This is a genomic window from Micrococcus sp. SL257, from assembly GCF_026625585.1.
Classification (GTDB): domain Bacteria; phylum Actinomycetota; class Actinomycetes; order Actinomycetales; family Micrococcaceae; genus Micrococcus; species Micrococcus luteus.
This window is the reverse complement of record NZ_CP113053.1, coordinates 2487738-2503521: the sequence shown is the minus strand read 5'-3', so window position 1 is coordinate 2503521 and position 15784 is coordinate 2487738. Positions and strand designations below refer to the sequence as shown.

Below are 15784 nucleotides of genomic sequence, written 5' to 3'. Positions count from 1 at the left end.
CGGCCCCGTGCGATCCGCACGGGGCTTTCTGCGTTCCCGGGTGCCTCCCCCTCGGCGCTCAGAGCTCCTCGCCGGCACGCAGCCGTGCCGTGAGCGCGCGGGTGAGTCGGCGGCGCAGCCGGCCGTGCTCCGTGCTCTGCTCCCGAAGGCGCGCGTGCACGGCGTCGGCATGGGCGGGCTTCTCCGAGTCGGGGATCGCGAGGAAGTCGCGCAGCAGCGGCTCCAAGCGCCCGGTGAGGGCGAGCACGAGCTCCTGGGTCTCCACGGGTCGTGTGCGCTGCAGGCGAGTCCAGGCCGGCCCGTACTCGGCGGCGTGCTCGACCATCTCCCACGCGAGGGCCCAGCTGTCCGGGCGCAGTCGGTGCCGCTCCGCGCGCAACAGCCGTCGCAGGGCGGCCACGGCCTCTTCGAGCTCGGCAGCGGCCGGGGCGCCGTCGTCGTCGGGGGAGGGGCTGGCGGAGGAGTGCAGGAACGGCCACCAGCTCATGCCGGCCTCTCTCGGATTCGTCGGGTGCGCAGAGGTCTCACGCGTGCGATTCTGCCCCGCATCTCGGTTTGGCGGCACCCGGTGCGGCTGGTATAGTCGGTCTCTGTTGGATTCAGGTCTGAGACCTCCAACGGGGTGTGGCGCAGCTTGGTAGCGCGCGTCGTTCGGGACGACGAGGCCGCAGGTTCAAATCCTGTCACCCCGACCAGAAAGAGCCCCCGCCGGATCGGCGGGGGCTCTTCTCGTCTCCGGGTGCTCACCGGGTGCGGGCGTCAGTCCTGGCGGGACTCCAGGAACTGGAGATGCTCGGCGCGGGCCGGGTCCACTTCGCCGGCCACGTCGTCGTGTTCGTCCACCCAGTCCTTCACGTACGGGCACACGGGGACGATCCGGCGGCCCGCGGCCACGGTGTCCTTCAGCGCCTCGCGCACGAGGTTCGAGGCCAGGCCCCGGCCCTCGTACTCGTGGTCGACCTTGGTGTGCGGGAAGATTCGCTGGGCCGGGCCGTCGGCGGTGTCGTCGTCGATCGCCACCGTGAAGCCGGCCACCGTGCCCGCGTCATCGACGACGATCTCGTACCTCTCCCCGTTCTTGCGGACCTGCGGGTGCTCCAGGCTGGGGGTCTGCTCGGTCATGGTCGGTCCTCTCGTTCCTGGGTGGATCCCGCCGCCGGGCCGGCGACGGGGAGGAGGGTCAGCCGTCCCGGCGCCGCACGGGGTGATGGGACAGGATCGAGATGCGGTTCGTCAGGTTCATCACGATCGCGACCCACTGCACGGCCGCGTACTGGGCGTCCGTGAGCACAGCGGCCGTGGAGGCCTGCACGTAGTTCAGCTGCTCCTGCTCGGGGAGGTCCGTGACCGCCTCGGCGAGCTCGAGCGCGGCGCGCTCCTGCTCGGAGTACACGGCCCCGGCCTCACGCCACGCCGGCAGCAGCCCCAGGCGCTGCACGCTCAGGCCGGCGTCGGCGCCCTGGCGGGTGTGCCGGTCCAGGCAGAACACGCAGCCGTTGAGCTGAGAGACCCGGAGGTTCACGAGCTCCACGAGCTGCCGGTCCAGCCCGGCCTGCTCGGCGGCGTCGCGCGCGGCCGAGGCCAGCGGCCCGACCGCGTGCCACGCCTCGGGCACGGCCTTGTCGAGGTAGAACGCGAGGGGGTCCTGGCGGGGTGCGGGGGTGTCAGCGGCGGTCATGGTCCTTCACTGTCTCGCAGAACGGGGCGGTGGGCCAGGGACCGGGTGCCCGGCCCGGACGAGCTTCCGGCTCAGATCCGGCCCCGATCGGCTCAGAATCGGCCGGACGAGCCCGCCCCGGAGAACGAGCCGCCCGAGGATCCGTAGCCGGTCCCGGAGGAGCTGGACTGCGCCTGGCGGTGGTCCTGGACGGACCGCTCGCCGGCCTGGTGGCCCGTGGTGAAGGCCACCACCGTCCAGTAGGCATCCGCCGGCAGCGCGGAGTCCAGGATCGAGCCGCGCGCGGACCGGGCCGGGCCACGGTGCGAGCGCAGCTCGTCGCGCAGCAGCTCACGCTCGGCCTCGTCCTCGCCGAACGCCGCCACCTCGGCGTCGGCGAGGGCGGAGACGAGCCCGGTCAGGCGACGCCGCAGCGCGTCCAGCTCGTCCAGCGCCGCGGCCGGGGTCAGGCGCTCGTCCTGCAGGTCCGCACCCAGCGCCTCGAGCCGGTCCTGGGCCTCGGTGCGGAAGGACTCCAGCGCGGCGACCGCGGACCGGACGGGCCCGGCGGAGCCGACGGAGGAGGCCAGCGTGCCGACGGCGTCCAGGTCGGCCCGCAGCGGGGCGGTCTGCTGGTCCCACGCCGCCGGCCACCCCGGGTGGCGGTTGAGGAAGGTGTTCGCCGCGGCCACGGCGTCGTCGAGGCGGTCGAGCTCACGGGCGCGGTCCCGGACGTCCTCCGCGGCCCGGGCATGCTCCGTGCGATGCAGGCTGCGCTCCGGCAGGGCCTCGAGGCGGTCCAGCTCCGCCGACGCATCGAGCGTCTGGCGCCGGAAGTTGCGGAAGCGCTCCATCAGCGCGGCCGCGTGGGGCGAGTCCTCGGGCACCGTGGACGCGTTCACCTCGGTGGCGTCCATCTCCAGGGTGACGGAGGTCAGGTGGGTGCGGGCCTCGGCCAGCAGGTCGGCCGTCCGGCGGCGGCGACGCCGTCGGCTCGCGAGTGCCGCGGCCGCGGCGCCGCCGCCCGCCACACCGACGATCCCCGCGCCGAACCACAGCTCGGGAGCCTGCCACCAGGGGCGTCCGATCAGCTCGGCGGCGGCGTCCGTCACATCCACGACCGTGTCCGTCCACCGGGCCGCACGGGCCGCCTCGTGGCCGGCCTCGCGCACCTCCCGCAGCCGGTCCGTGCTGAGCATCCGGTCCTCGCCCACGTACACCCCGATCAACCGGTTGTCCGGGTCGAGCGCCACGATCACGAGGCCGTCGGCCCACTTCTGGCCGTCCGCGCTGAGCCAGTCCGGGTGCTCGGCGCGAGCCCGCTCGAGCACCCGCCCGTTGAACGCCTGAGACGCGCGGTCGTCGTCCAGCGCGGAGAGGTCCGGGCCGCGCTCGGTGACCACGGCGACGCGGGTCGGCTCCCGGAACTCGATCCCCGCCAGGTCTCGGCGCAGCTGGGCGGGGTCGATCACGCCCGCGTCATCCACGAGCTCCACCTGGTCCCAGGCCACGGCGTGGGCCTGCGGCGCAGCGGCGACGACGGCGCCCGTCACCCCCGCCGTGACCGGCAGGGCGACGACGGTGGCGGACGCCGCCGGTCCGGTGAGGGCGGCGGCGGACAGGGCGACCGCGGTGAGCGTGCGGCGGGCGATGCGGTGCGTCGGACGGGTCACGGGGGCCTCCTGGACGGGTCGGCGGTCCCGCCCAGCGTAGGCACCGCGGCCGGTGGCGCGCCTCAGCCGGTGGGCGCGTCGGCGAGCAGCGCGGCGAGCCGGCCGGCGTCGTGCGCGGTGCCGAACCCCGCCGCCCCCGGCTCGAGGACCCCGGCCCGGTCGAGGCCCGTGTAGGGGACCGCGTCGAAGCCCATCGCGGTGACGAGGGCGACCACCGTGTCGCGCGCGGCGGCGACCGCGGCCGGGTCGGCCGCCGTGTCGGCCGGCTCGGTGCCGACCGCGAGGGCGCGGCGCGGGGCCGTGGCGCGCCCGGCGTCTCCGAGGTCGTGATGCGAGATCTCCGAGAACGCGCGCACGACGGGCACGCGCACCCCCGCGGCGGCCCAGCGCGCGGCGATCCGGGCGGTGCCGGGCGACCCGTCGCCGTCGAGCCAGTCCGGGACGGGCTCGTCGCCCCACGTGTTGGTCAGGTCCACCACGGCGCGCGTGGCCGGCCCGGCGAGGGCGAGCGGGTCGACGTCGTCGAGCGCCTCGCGCGGCACGGCCACGACGACGAGCTCCGCCTCCGCCGCCAGGTCCTCGGCCGACACGGCGACGGCCTCGGGCGCGTAGATCGTCAGGTGACGCTGGACCGCCGCGGGGCGCCGCGTGCCCGCGACCATCACCCGCGGGGCGGCCGTGCCCGGGGAGAGGCGGGGGATGCGCGCGATCGCCCGTGCCAGCGCGGTGCCCGCCCGCCCCGCACCGAGGATGCCGACGACGCGGGGCAGGGCGTCCGCCGGCGCCGCCTCAGACGAGCTCATTGCGCTGGCGTCCCAGCCCGGTGATCTCCACCTCGACGACGTCGTCGGGACGCAGCCACGGGCGGCGGCCCTCGGCGTCCCGGCAGGCCAGGGCGACCCCCGCGGGCGTGCCGGTCAGGATCAGGTCGCCCGGGTTCAGGGTGATCAGCTGCGAGGCGTAGGAGACCAGCTCGGCGGGGGAGAAGACGACGTCGGCGACCCTGTCCTCCTGACGCAGCTCGCCGTTGACGTGCGTGAGGACGCGGGCGTCCGCCGGGAACTCGTCCGGGGTGACCAGCCACGGGCCCACGGGCGTCGAGGCCTCCCACACCTTGCCCTGCAGCCACTCGGAGGTGCGGCCCTGGAAGCCGCGCATGGAGATGTCGTTGGCCACCGCGTAGCCCGCGATGTGCTCCGGGGCGTCCGCCACGGCGATGCGTCGGCCCGGTTCGCCGACCACGATGCACAGCTCGCCCTCGTAGTCGACCCGGTGGTCCTCCTCGGGGACCTCGATCGGGTCCAGCGCACCCGTGAGGGACTGCGGGAACTTCGCGAACAGCGTCGGATGCTCGGGGCGCTCCAGGCCCGTCTCGTCGATGTGGTTCGTGTAGTTCAGGCCCACGCAGAACACCTTGGTGGGGAAGGGCACGAGCGTGTCGTAGACGAGGCCGGAGGTGTCCAGCAGGAGGGACCGGTCGGCCTGCGCCGCGCGGAGGGCGCCCTCCACCATCTCCCGCTGCTCCTCCGGCGTGGCGGTGAGGTACTCGCCGACGTCGCGACAGTCCGGCAGGGCGACGGCACGCACGGCGACCTCGGGGTCCTCGGGGTGCACGGAGGTGATGACCGCGGCGAACGTGGCGCCGGGGTAGGCCGCGTCGGAGTCGGGCTGGCGGAACGTGGCGAGCTTCATGGACCCATCCCATCACACGGTGGCAGGTCCGGACCCGGGGCGGGCGGACGTGAGACGGTGAGGCCATGAGCACTGCACCCACGCATCCGCCGCTCGACCTCGACCCGACTCCGGCCACCCCGATCGTCCTCGGGACCATGGCCTGGGGGTCCGTTCCCCCGCCGCCCCCGGACGCCGATCCGGGGGCGGGGCCGGAGGGGCCCGCGGGCGAAGCGCAGGCCGAGGCGGCCGTGGAGCGTGCCCGCCGCGCCCTGCGCGCCGGGATCGAGGCCGGCGTCGACCTGCTGGACACCGCGGACATCTACGGGGCCGGCCGCTCCGAGGAGACCGTCGGCCGGCTGCTGCACGAGCTGCCCTACGAGGAGCGCTCCGCCCTGAAGGTGCAGACCAAGTGCGGGATCGTCCTGCACGAGACGGACCCGGCCGGGCGGCGTCTGACCCGCTACGACTCCTCGCCCGAGCACGTGCGCGCCTCGCTGGAGGGCTCGCTGGCCCGCCTCGGCGAGCAGCGCGTGGACACCCTGATCATCCACCGGCCCGACGTCCTCACGCCCGTGGCCGACACCGTGCGCGCCTTCCTCGACGCGCGGGAGGCGGGCCTGGTCGGCAAGCTCGGCCTCTCCAACCTCGGCGTGGGCCGCGTCCTCGAGTTCCAGCGCGAGCTCGAGAGCCAGGCGGCGGACGGGACCGGGCTGGCGTGCGTCCAGGTCGAGCTCGGCCTGCACCACCGCACCCTCGTGGAGGCGGTCGTGCTCGCCAACCACCCGGACGCCCCCGCGGACGCCGACGCCGGGCGCCTCGGCCCGGTGTGCGCCGCCGAGGGGATCGAGCTGCAGGCCTGGGGTCCGCTGGGGCAGGGTCGGTTCAGCTCCGGCGACGACGGCGCGGCCGGCGTCGTCGGCGAGGTCGCGGCGGAGCTGGGCGTCAGCCGGGAGGCCGTGGTGCTCGCCTGGCTGCTGCGCCTGCCGTGGGGCGTGCGGCCCGTGATTGGCACCCAGGACCCGGAGCGCGTCGCCGCGTGCGCCGAGGCGGCCTCCGTGGCCGAGGCGATGGACTCCGCGCAGTGGCACCGCCTGTGGACCGCGGCGCGGGGCCGGCCGCTGCCCTGAGCGACCCGCAGACGTGAGGTCTGTCACACTGGGGGCATGACCTTCGAGCCCGTCAACCTCTTCACCCCCTGGCTCGCCTACTGGGCGGCCGCCCTCGCGCTCGTCGTCGGCGGCATCCTGCTGGCCGCCGGGATCTGGCGTGAGCGCCGGCACCGGCGGCACGCTGACGAGCACGGACGCAACACCGAGGTGGACGTCCTGGACAACACCCGGCTGCAGCGCCGGGTGGGGGCCGTGGTGCTGGCGGTCGCGGCCGTACTGGCCGGCGTGGGTGTGTGGACGCACCTGGCGGGGCTGGACACGCTGCGTCAGAACCTGACGGCCAAGTACGGCTACACCTCGATCGAGCGCATCCGCCAGTCCGGCACGGGGTTCATCATCGACCTCACCCAGCCGGACGGAACCGTCCTGCGGGACGAGATGGTCGTGGTCGACCCCTCGGGCGAGCCCTTCGTCGGCGAGGACATCTTCCACAACCCGCCGGAGAAGTACGAGGACCTGCCGCTGCGTCCGGCCCCGTGACCGCGCCCGCCGTCGCCCGTCGGGCCTGATGCCGTGTGGGGGGCCTCTGTTAGCGTCGCCGCGTGAGCACCTCGACCGTCCGTTCCGCCCCCGCGTCCACCTACCGGCTCCAGGTCAGCCCGGATCTGCCGCTGGAGTCCGTGGCCGGGCTCGTGCCCTATCTGCGGCGCCTGGGCGTGGACTGGCTCTACCTCTCGCCGCTGCTCGAGGCCGAGCCCGGCTCCGACCACGGGTACGACGTCGTGGACCCCACCCGGCTGGACGCCGCCCGCGGCGGGGCGGAGGGACTGGACATGGTCGCGCGCGCCGCGCACGAGGCGGGCATGGGCGTGCTCGTGGACATCGTGCCGAACCACGTGGGCGTGGCCACGCCCCCGGCCAATCCGGCGTGGTGGGACGTGCTCACCCACGGTCCCGAGGCAGCGCATGCGGCGTGGTTCGACGTGGACTGGGCGGCCGGCGACGGGTCCCTGCTCATCCCCGTGCTGGGAGACGGCCCTGACGGGAACGCGGACGCGGAACTGGACCGTCTCGTCGTCGACGCCGAGGGCGGCCGTCTGCGCTACTGGGACAACGTCTACCCCCTCGCCCCCGGATCGCTCGAGGCCGCCGAGACGGAGACCGGGCTGCGCGCCGCGGAGGTCTTCGCGGCGGCGGACTCGGCGAAGGAGCCGACCGCGGAGCAGGCCCGCCTGGCCCGCGCCGTGCACGACCGCCAGCACTACCGGCTGGTCGGCTGGCGCCGCGGCGACGCCGAGCTGAACTACCGCCGCTTCTTCACCGTCACCACGCTCGCGGGCGTCCGGGTGGAGGAGCCCGAGGTCTTCGACGCCGTCCATGCCGAACCCGCCCGCTGGGTCCGCGAAGGGCTCGTGGACGGGCTGCGCGTGGACCACCCGGACGGCCTGGCGGACCCGGCCGGCTACGCGCGGCGCCTGCGCTCCCACGTCCTGCCGGAGGGCTACCTCGTGGTGGAGAAGATCCTCGAGCCCGGTGAAACGCTGCCCGCGGACTGGCCCGTGGACGGGACCACCGGCTACGACGCGCTCGGCGAGGTCGAACGCGTCTTCATGCATCCCGAGGCCGCGGGCGATGCGGCCGAGGACGCGCGCCGTCGTCGGGAGTGGGACGAGGCCGTGGTGCGGGCCAAGCACGACGTGGCCACCGGCCCCCTCGCGGCCGAGACCGCCCGGCTGGTCCGGGAGGTCCGCGCCGTGCACGCCCTCGGTGCCCACCCGGACGAGGACGTGGCCGCCGCGTTCGCCGCTGTGCTGGCCCGGCTGCCCGTGTACCGCACCTACCTGCCCGTGGGCCTGGCCGTGCTCGAGGGCGCGCTGGCGGACGCGGCCGAGGCGGAGCCGGGCCTCGCCGACGTGCTCGGCGACCTGCGGCCCGAGCTGACCGACCCGGACTCGCCCGTGGCCCGCCGGTTCCAGCAGACCTCCGGCATGGTGATGGCCAAGGGCGTCGAGGACCGGTCCTTCTACCGGTACACCCGGTGGGCCAATCTGAACGAGGTCGGCGGAGACCCCTCCCACGTCGCCCTGTCCCTGGCCGACTTCCACGCCGCCCAGCAGGCGCGCCAGGCCGCCTGGCCGACGGCCATGACCACCCTGAGCACCCACGACACCAAGCGCGGCGAGGACGTGCGCGCCCGCATCGCCGTGCTCGCCGAGGAGCCCGACCGCTGGGCCGCCGAGCTCGCGGAGCTGAGGCGCCTCCACCCGCTCGGCCACCCCGACGCGGAGCGGCTGCTCTGGGAGTCCATCGTGGGGGTCTGGCCCACGGACGGCACCACGCCGGAGGAGGAGCGGATCCTCGGCTTCCTGCAGAAGGCCTCCCGCGAGGCGGCCCTGGCCACCACCTGGACGGACCAGGACCCCGAGTTCGAGGCCCGGCTCGCCGCACTCGCCGCCGCCGTCACCTCCCCCGAGGGGCCTGCCCGGGGCGTGCTCCAGGCCGTCGCGGACCGCATCGCCGAGCCCGGCCTGGTGGTCCAGCTCGGCCACAAGCTCGTCCAGCTCGCCGCCCCCGGCGTCCCCGACGTCTACCAGGGCACGGAGGTGCCCTTCCCCACCCTCGTGGACCCGGACAACCGCCGCCCCGTGGACTTCGCGGCCCGGGCCGACCTGCTGGACCGCCTCGACGCCGGCCACACGCCCGGCCTCGACGACCCCGCCGCCGCCAAGCTGGCCGTCGTGGCCGGCGTGCTGCGCGCCCGCCGCGACCGGCCCGAGCTGTTCACCGGCCACCGCCCGCTCGACGTCTCCGGCCCCGCCGCCGAACACGCGATCGCGTTCGACCGGGGCGGGGCGCTCGCCGTGGCCACGCGCTGGCCCGTCCGCCTCGCGGCCGCGGGTGGCTGGGGCCAGACCGTCGTGACCGTGCCGGCTGGGCGGTGGGAGGACGCCGTCACCGGCCACCCCGTCCACCCGGACGCGCGCGGCGCCGTGCGCCTCGACGAACTGCTCAGCACCCTGCCCGTCGCGCTGCTCGTCCCGGCGCACGCCCCGTCCGACCGCCGAGAGAGGACCGCCCCGTGACCGAGCCCCGTCCGGCCGACGCCCCCGCCCCGGGCCTGCACCCGATCGGCTCCGACCCCGTGGACCCCGCCGCGGCCGAGCGGGCCGCCGTCGACGCCGCGCGCGCCATCCCCTACGCCGTCTGGGCGCCGCACGCCGAGAGCGTCGACCTCGTCCTCGTCGACACCGAGCCCGGCGCCCTGCACGACGCCGAGGACCGCTGGCCCGTCGCCGCCGTCGTGGCCATGGCCCCCGCCGCCGGAGGCTGGTGGACGCCCACGGAGGACCCGCTGGCCGCCCTTGGCCTCGACGCCGCCCAGCCGCCGGCCGACCCCGGCTACGGCTACCGCGTGGACGGGGCGGACCCCGTGCCGGACCCCCGCTCCCGCCGCCAGCCCGACACGGTCCACGGGCCCTCCCGCCGCGACGTCGCCGGCCGCGTCTTCGCGTGGCCGGACGAGGGCTGGGCCGGGCCGCCCGGGGTGGAGTCCGATCCGGCCGCGCCCCAGGGCGGCGGCCTGCGCGGCGCCGTCCTCTACGAGCTGCACGTGGGGACCTTCACGGCGGAGGGGACCCTCGACGCCGCCATCGCCCGCCTGCCGCACCTGAGGGACCTCGGGGTCACCCACGTCGAGCTGCTGCCCGTGAACTCCTTCTCCGGCCCTCGGAACTGGGGCTACGACGGGGTGGCGTGGTTCGCCGTCGACGAGTCCTACGGCGGCCCCGCCGCCTACCGCCGCTTCGTGGCCGCCGCCCACGCCGCCGGCCTCGGCGTGGTCCAGGACGTCGTGCACAACCACCTGGGCCCCTCCGGCAACTACCTGCAGGTGTTCGGGCCGTATCTGGGTCAGGGCGGCACCGGCTGGGGCGACGGCCTGAACCTGGACGGCGCCGACTCGGACGAGGTGCGCCGGCTCGTCCTGGACAACGTCCGCTTCTGGCTCGAGGAGATGCGCGTGGACGGGCTGCGCCTCGACGCGGTGCACGCCCTGCGGGACGCCCGCGCCGTGCACCTGCTCGAGGAGATGGCCGCGCTCGCGGACGGGATCGCGGCCCGTGCCGGCCGACCCGTGCCCCTCGTGGCCGAGTCCGACCTCAACGACCCGCGTCTGGTGCTGCCCCGCGAGGCCGGCGGGCTCGGCCTCGCGGCGGCCTGGAACGACGACGTCCACCACGCCCTGCACGTGGCCGCGACGGGGGAGACCCACGGCTACTACGCGGACTTCGCCCCGCTGGAGGCGGTGGCCAAGGTCATGGAGCGCACCTACTTCCACGACGGCACCCGTTCCACCTTCCGCGGCCGCGATCACGGGCGCGCCGTGCCGGACGCCGTCCCGAACCATGCGTGGGTGGCCAGCATCCAGAACCATGACCAGGTGGGCAACCGTGCCGGCGGCGACCGCACCGCTGCCGCCCTGTCCGAGGGTGCGCTCGCGGCCGAGGCCGCCCTGCTGCTGACCGGCCCGCACGTGCCGATGCTCTTCATGGGGGAGGAGTTCGCGGCCTCGACGCCGTGGCCGTTCTTCACCTCGTTCCGCGAGCCCGAGCTCGGGGACGCCGTCCGGCAGGGACGACGCCGCGAGTTCGCCGCCCATGGCTGGGACCCGGCCGACGTCCCCGACCCGCAGGACCCCGCGACGCGGGACGCGGCGGTGCTGGACTGGGCGGAGGCCGCGGGCGGCACGGACGGCCAGGGCCGCGGGGTGCGCGTGCTCGCCGCCTACCGCACCCTGATCGGCCTGCGCCGCACGCTGCCCCAGCTCACCGACCCTCGCCGCGACCGCGTCCGGGCCGAGGTGGACGCGGCCCGGCGCCACGTGCGCCTCACCCGCGCCGGCGAGGACGCCGACGTCGTCCTGCTCGTCGCCCTCGGCGCGGAGCCGCTTCCCGTGCCCGCGGACCTGACGCGGGCGGAGCTGCTCGCCGGCCACGGCGACCACGGCCCGCTCGGCCCCGGCACGGTGCCGGCGGCGGTCCCGGCCCCCGGCTTCCTGCTCCTGCGCCGCTGAGCCGCGTCCGGCGTCAGTCCGCGTCCGCAGGCGGGACGGCGCGCAGCATGGTGGTCGTGGGGTGCAGTGCCACCGCGTCCTCGTCGCGGCGGGCCCGCAGCACCGTGTCCACGTAGGAGTCCACCGCCTCCTGCAGGGGCACGGCCTGGCCGCGGGCCTCGGAGAGGTACCAGCGGTGCTCGAGGAGCTGGTGCATCACCTCGGCGGGCTCGAGCTTGGCTCGCAGCTCAAGGGGCACCGAGCGGACCACGGGGTCGAACACCTCCACCACCCAGCGGTGCGCCGCAGCCTCGATGTCCATGTACGGGTCCCACTCCCGGCGGGCGGCCTCGATGTCCACGAGCAGCCGCCGGGCCTGGTTCTCCTGGACCTCGAGTCCCGTGAGGCGGGTCAGCCGACGGCGGTGGTAGCCCGCGTGGATCTCGACGGGCCGGGCGATCATCATCCCGGGGGCGTCGGCGGCGCGCAGTGAGTACTCGGCCAGCTCGAACCCGAGCTCCTGCAGGCGGCGGACGCGGCGGTCCAGGCGCCACGGCTCGGCGCGGGGGAACAGCAGAGGCTCGGTCAGCTCGTCCCACAGCCGTCGGTAGGACGCCACGAGCAGGTCCGGCGTGGTGACGGGGTCCACCTCCGGGTCCAGCAGCCCGCTGGCCTGCAGGTCCAGCAGCTCACCGCCCACGTTCACGGCGGCCACGTCCAGGTCGTGCTCGCGCTGGCCGGTGGACAGCCGCTCCCGCAGCTCGCCGGTCTCGGCGTCCACCAGGTGAGCGGCGAACCCGCCCGCGTCCCGCCGGAACAGGACGTTGGACAGGGAGACGTCACCCCAGAAGAACCCCTCGAGGTGCAGCTCCACGAGCAGGGTCGCCAGCGCGTCCATGAGCCGCACGAGGGTGCGGCGCTCGAGGCGCTCCGAGAACACGGCGCGGTACGGCAGGGAGAAGCGCAGGTGCCGGGTCACGAGGGCGGCGGGCAGGGGCGTGCCGTCGTCCTCCGTGCGTCCGGTGACCACGGCCACCGGCACCACCGACGGCGCCGGGCTCCGCTCGAGCCGGCGCAGCAGCCGGTACTCGTGGAACGCGAGTTCTTCAGTGGTCTCCTTCACCGCCACGATGCCCCCGCCCATCCGGGCGAAGCGCACCACGTGACGGGAGATGCCCCGCGGCAGGGCCGCCAGCACCTCACGCGGCCACGTCTCGAGGGGGAGCGCCCAGGGCAGGGCGAGCAGAGACGTCGCCGGGTCCTCGGTCGCGTCCCCCGACGGGGCGCCCGTGATGGTCAGTCGATCGACGGGGGAGGGGGTCTCGGCGGTGTCCATGGTCACGATCCTTTCAGACAGGGCCGCTATGCTCGCCTGGCGCGGCGCGCCCGCTGCCCGCCGGCTCCGGTGCTCGACCCGGACCGACTGCCCCACGAGGAGGACCCTTGGCCCGGAACACGTCAGGCTCGCACACCTCGGCGACGGACGCTCGTGCGCGTGCCCGCCAGATCCAGGAGGAGCAGCGCAGGAAGGACAGTCGCCGCCGCACCGGCGTCATCTGGGGCTCGGTCCTCGCGGTGGTGCTCGTGATCGGCCTCGTCGTCGCGTTCGTGCTCAACCGCAACGGCGACGACGCCGCCACCGCCGGCCCCATCCCCGCCGTGGCGAACGAGCAGGGCGGCATCGAGTTGACCTCGGCCACGGACCTGGCGGAGGGCGCGGGAGAACGCGAGGTCGACCCCTCGAAGATCGAGGTGCCGAAGCAGGCCGCGAGCTCCCAGCCCGAGACCCTGCCGAACACCGAGGCCCGTGGTGACGGTGAGCCGACGCGGATCGTGCTCTACGAGGACTTCAACTGCGTGCACTGCGCGGACTTCGAGTCCACCAACGGGGACCAGATCGAGCAGTGGCTCGAGCAGGGCGAGGTCACGGTCGAGTACCGGATGGTGGACTACCTGAGCGCCCCGAACAACCAGAACTACTCGGCCCGCGCCGCCAACGCCGCGTACTGTGTGGCGGACCAGAAGCCCGAGGCCTACAACGGCTTCGTATCCGCCCTGTTCGCCGCCTACGACGAGCACCAGGGCAAGGGCCTGGACAACGCGGCGCTCACGCAGCTCGCGCAGGAGCACGGCGCGGACATCGCCTCCTGCGTCGAGGACGGCACGTTCCGCTCCGCGGTCGAGTACACCACCCGCCAGGCGCGCGCCGCCGGCGTGGCCGGCACCCCCACCGTGTTCGTGGACGGGAAGAACTGGGCGCTCGACGGCGAGGACAAGACCTTCATCGAATGGGCGGGCGCCAAGATCGCCGGCTGACCCGGCGCCGAGGTCCGCGGGGCGTCCCCACGCGGGGACGCCCCGCGTCGTCCGCCCGGGCCTTGTACGCTGGGAGGGTCGGCCGCGGCGCCCCCGGGCGCCGGCCGCAGGCCTCCTTAGCTCAGCTGGCCAGAGCAGCTGCCTTGTAAACAGCAGGTCGCCGGTTCGAATCCGGCAGGGGGCTCCACCCCACCGCGGGCCCGACGGCGCCGCGCACCTCCGCCGGGAGGGCGCGGCGCCGTCGTCGTGTCCGGCGCGGGCCGACGCTGGGGTGCCGCTGTGCGCGCCCCGACCATCCGCCCGGCTTGGCTGGCGGATCCGCCAGAGATGCCTCGACCATCCGCCAGACTTCGGCCCGCGGCCTCGTCGTGACGGAATCGTGACCTTACCGTGATCCCAGTCACCCCGGCCCGAGCCCCTCGGGCACCCGCATCCGGTGGCCCAGAACTCCGAGGAGATCCCGTGCAGTCCTCCCCACCCCGCAGCACCCGCCGCCGCATCGGCGCCCTCGTGGCCGGCGCCGTCCTCGCCGGCGGGACCCTGACCTCGTCCCCCGCGCTCGCGGCCCCCTCCGGCGACGCCCCCGCCGCACCGGCAGCCACCCCGACCGCCGCCTCGCCCCTGGCGGCGGCGCAGGTCGAGGACCCGAACGCCGACGGCTACGACTCCTTCATCGTCACCTACAAGGAGACCGCCGCCACCGCCCACGCGAAGGGCCGAGCCAACGCCTGGGGCAAGGCCGCGAAGGAGGCCGGCGTCTCCGTGAAGGAGCTGCGTGAGACCGCGCTCGGCTCCCGCGTGATCAAGGCGGACCGCAAGCTGGACCAGGCCGAGTCCGCGAAGTTCATGGCCGACCTGAAGGCCTCCGGGGCGGTCGAGGCCGTGGAGCCGGACGCCATCCTCACCGCCACCGGCCTGAGTCCCGTGGACGCCCTCTACTCGCAGCAGTGGGGCTTCACCGGCACCCACGGCATGCGGGTCCCCGGTGCGTGGGACCGCACGACGGGCTCCGGTGTGACCGTGGCCGTCATCGACACCGGCATCACCTCCCACCCGGACCTCGACCGCAACGTCGTGCCCGGCTACGACTTCATCTCCGACGGCCGGGCGGCGCGCGACGGCGGGGGCCGCGACTCCAACCCGCGCGACGAGGGCGACTGGTACGCCGCCGGCGAGTGCGGCACCGCCGGTGCCTCCGACTCCTCGTGGCACGGCACCCACGTGGCGGGCACCGTCGCGGCCGTGGCCGACTCCCAGGGTGTCGTCGGCGTGGCCCCGAACGCGAAGATCCAGCCCATCCGCGTGCTCGGCAAGTGCGGCGGTTCGCTGTCCGACATCGCCGACGCGGTCGTGTGGGCCGCCGGCGGCACCGTGGCGGGCGTGCCGGCCAACCCGAACCCGGCGGACGTCATCAACATGTCCCTCGGCGGCTCCGGCATGTGCGGCACCACCTACCAGAACGCGATCAACGCGGCCGTCTCCCGCGGCGTGCCCGTCGTCGTGGCGGCGGGCAACGAGAACCAGCCCGCCGCCAACGTGCGCCCGGCCAACTGCCGGAACACCATCGTGGTGGCCGCCTCCACCTCGCAGGGAGCCCGCGCTTCGTTCTCGAACTACGGCTCCGTCGTGGACGTGACCGCCCCGGGCGCGAACATCATCTCGACCGTGAACAACGGCGCCACCACCCCGACGACGGCCGGCCACGCCGCCTACAACGGCACCTCGATGGCCACCCCGCACGTCGCGGGCCTGGCCGCCCTGCTGCTGGCCGAGCAGCCGAGCCTCACCCCGGCCCAGGTCGAGTCCACCCTCACGTCCACGGCCCGGTCCATGCCGGTGACCTGCTACGCAGGCTGCGGCGCCGGTCTGGCGGACGCCACCAGGGCGGTCTCCTCCCTCGGCGGCAGCTCCTGACCGGGGCCCGCTCCGGGCGCCGGGGCCTCGTTGGTCGCCCAGGGCGGTTTCGAGCCCGGCGCCACGCTGACCGACGCCTGACGTGCTCGTCGGCTCTCGACGGCCGCTCCGCCGTGCGCGGGGCGGCCGTCGCCCGGGTGGACAGGCGACGCCGCCTGAGGTATCGTTCTTCGAGTTGTCACCCCGATGGGGCGACGCCCGGATCTTTAGCTCAGTTGGTTAGAGCGTTCGCTTCACACGCGAGAGGTCGCTGGTTCGAGTCCAGTAAGATCCACCGCAGCAGGGCCCTCCTCCGGGAGGGCCCTTTCGCATCCCCGGGCCGCGGTGCCGAAGGCCCCGGCGGGGGAGGTGTCGGCGTGGTTGGATGGACGCGTCGGCGGGGCTCGGCCCA

General features: G+C 75.2%; 13 protein-coding genes and 3 tRNA genes. 9 read left to right on the top strand and 7 right to left on the bottom strand.

The window, feature by feature from the left end; genetic code table 11:
- Window positions 1–58: 58 nt before the first annotated feature.
- Window positions 59–487 (bottom strand): hypothetical protein, encoded by a 429-nt coding sequence (locus OVA32_RS11610; RefSeq protein WP_095354064.1) that lies wholly within the window; start codon window positions 485–487, stop codon window positions 59–61.
- Window positions 488–618: 131 nt separating this feature from the next.
- Between OVA32_RS11610 and OVA32_RS11605 the strand changes: the two genes are divergently transcribed.
- Window positions 619–695, top strand: a tRNA-Pro gene (locus OVA32_RS11605).
- A 64-nt stretch (window positions 696–759) separates the two neighbouring features.
- Here the strand turns inward: OVA32_RS11605 and OVA32_RS11600 are convergent.
- The 5 genes from OVA32_RS11600 to OVA32_RS11580 all read right to left on the bottom strand — a co-directional run bounded on the left by OVA32_RS11600 (window position 760) and on the right by OVA32_RS11580 (window position 5022).
- Window positions 760–1122 (bottom strand): GNAT family N-acetyltransferase, encoded by a 363-nt coding sequence (locus OVA32_RS11600; protein WP_095354062.1) that lies wholly within the window; start codon window positions 1120–1122, stop codon window positions 760–762.
- 58 nt (window positions 1123–1180) lie between these two features.
- A complete protein-coding gene (locus OVA32_RS11595) occupies window positions 1181–1678 on the bottom strand; it encodes a carboxymuconolactone decarboxylase family protein (protein ID WP_095354060.1) in 498 nt (165 codons plus the stop codon).
- Between the two features lie 92 nt (window positions 1679–1770).
- Window positions 1771–3330: a DUF5129 domain-containing protein gene (locus OVA32_RS11590; protein ID WP_167755867.1), complete on the bottom strand. Its 1560-nt coding sequence runs from the start codon at window positions 3328–3330 to the stop codon at window positions 1771–1773.
- A gap of 62 nt (window positions 3331–3392) precedes the next feature.
- Complete coding sequence (locus tag OVA32_RS11585; RefSeq protein ID WP_095354057.1) at window positions 3393–4133, bottom strand: NAD(P)-binding domain-containing protein; 741 nt, start codon at window positions 4131–4133, stop codon at window positions 3393–3395.
- Window positions 4120–5022 (bottom strand): fumarylacetoacetate hydrolase family protein, encoded by a 903-nt coding sequence (locus OVA32_RS11580; RefSeq protein WP_095354055.1) that lies wholly within the window; start codon window positions 5020–5022, stop codon window positions 4120–4122. The genes OVA32_RS11585 and OVA32_RS11580 overlap by 14 nt, the downstream gene beginning before the upstream one ends.
- A gap of 65 nt (window positions 5023–5087) precedes the next feature.
- Here OVA32_RS11580 and OVA32_RS11575 point away from each other — a divergent pair, with 65 nt between their 5' ends.
- The 4 genes from OVA32_RS11575 to treZ all read left to right on the top strand — a co-directional run bounded on the left by OVA32_RS11575 (window position 5088) and on the right by treZ (window position 11184).
- Window positions 5088–6131, top strand: coding sequence for an aldo/keto reductase (locus OVA32_RS11575; protein ID WP_144825568.1), 1044 nt, complete (start codon window positions 5088–5090; stop codon window positions 6129–6131).
- 36 nt (window positions 6132–6167) lie between these two features.
- Window positions 6168–6653 (top strand): hypothetical protein, encoded by a 486-nt coding sequence (locus OVA32_RS11570; protein WP_115165393.1) that lies wholly within the window; start codon window positions 6168–6170, stop codon window positions 6651–6653.
- Between the two features lie 62 nt (window positions 6654–6715).
- Window positions 6716–9196 carry a malto-oligosyltrehalose synthase gene (gene treY, locus OVA32_RS11565; protein ID WP_135019353.1) on the top strand — a complete coding sequence of 827 codons (2481 nt, stop codon included), beginning with the start codon at window positions 6716–6718 and terminating at the stop codon, window positions 9194–9196.
- Window positions 9193–11184, top strand: a complete 1992-nt coding sequence (gene treZ, locus OVA32_RS11560; RefSeq protein ID WP_135019354.1) for a malto-oligosyltrehalose trehalohydrolase — start codon at window positions 9193–9195, stop codon at window positions 11182–11184. Before treY ends, treZ begins: the two co-directional genes overlap by 4 nt.
- A 13-nt stretch (window positions 11185–11197) precedes the next feature.
- On the opposite strand, the gene OVA32_RS11555 is transcribed toward treZ, so the two are convergent.
- A complete protein-coding gene (locus OVA32_RS11555) occupies window positions 11198–12499 on the bottom strand; it encodes a DUF4032 domain-containing protein (RefSeq protein ID WP_052833430.1) in 1302 nt (433 codons plus the stop codon).
- Window positions 12500–12606: 107 nt separating this feature from the next.
- Between OVA32_RS11555 and OVA32_RS11550 the strand changes: the two genes are divergently transcribed.
- The 4 genes from OVA32_RS11550 to OVA32_RS11535 all read left to right on the top strand — a co-directional run bounded on the left by OVA32_RS11550 (window position 12607) and on the right by OVA32_RS11535 (window position 15667).
- Complete coding sequence (locus OVA32_RS11550) at window positions 12607–13479, top strand: DsbA family protein (protein WP_044659031.1); 873 nt, start codon at window positions 12607–12609, stop codon at window positions 13477–13479.
- Window positions 13480–13589: 110 nt separating this feature from the next.
- Window positions 13590–13666 (top strand) — tRNA-Thr (locus tag OVA32_RS11545).
- 275 nt (window positions 13667–13941) lie between these two features.
- Window positions 13942–15393 (top strand): S8 family peptidase, encoded by a 1452-nt coding sequence (locus OVA32_RS11540; protein WP_044659035.1) that lies wholly within the window; start codon window positions 13942–13944, stop codon window positions 15391–15393.
- A gap of 200 nt (window positions 15394–15593) precedes the next feature.
- Window positions 15594–15667, top strand: a tRNA-Val gene (locus OVA32_RS11535).
- The last annotated feature ends 117 nt before the right edge of the window (window positions 15668–15784 follow it).

What these genes read in the sequence shown, in the direction of transcription:
- OVA32_RS11595 (WP_095354060.1), bottom strand. Translation starts at nt 1,678, where the DNA reads ATGACCGCCGCTGACACCCCCGCACCCCGCCAGGACCCCCTCGCGTTC.
- OVA32_RS11555 (WP_052833430.1), bottom strand. Translation starts at nt 12,499, where the DNA reads ATGGACACCGCCGAGACCCCCTCCCCCGTCGATCGACTGACCATCACG.
- OVA32_RS11600 (WP_095354062.1), bottom strand. Translation starts at nt 1,122, where the DNA reads ATGACCGAGCAGACCCCCAGCCTGGAGCACCCGCAGGTCCGCAAGAAC.
- OVA32_RS11570 (WP_115165393.1), top strand. Translation starts at nt 6,168, where the DNA reads ATGACCTTCGAGCCCGTCAACCTCTTCACCCCCTGGCTCGCCTACTGG.
- OVA32_RS11575 (WP_144825568.1), top strand. Translation starts at nt 5,088, where the DNA reads ATGAGCACTGCACCCACGCATCCGCCGCTCGACCTCGACCCGACTCCG.
- OVA32_RS11585 (WP_095354057.1), bottom strand. Translation starts at nt 4,133, where the DNA reads ATGAGCTCGTCTGAGGCGGCGCCGGCGGACGCCCTGCCCCGCGTCGTC.
- OVA32_RS11610 (WP_095354064.1), bottom strand. Translation starts at nt 487, where the DNA reads ATGAGCTGGTGGCCGTTCCTGCACTCCTCCGCCAGCCCCTCCCCCGAC.
- OVA32_RS11580 (WP_095354055.1), bottom strand. Translation starts at nt 5,022, where the DNA reads ATGAAGCTCGCCACGTTCCGCCAGCCCGACTCCGACGCGGCCTACCCC.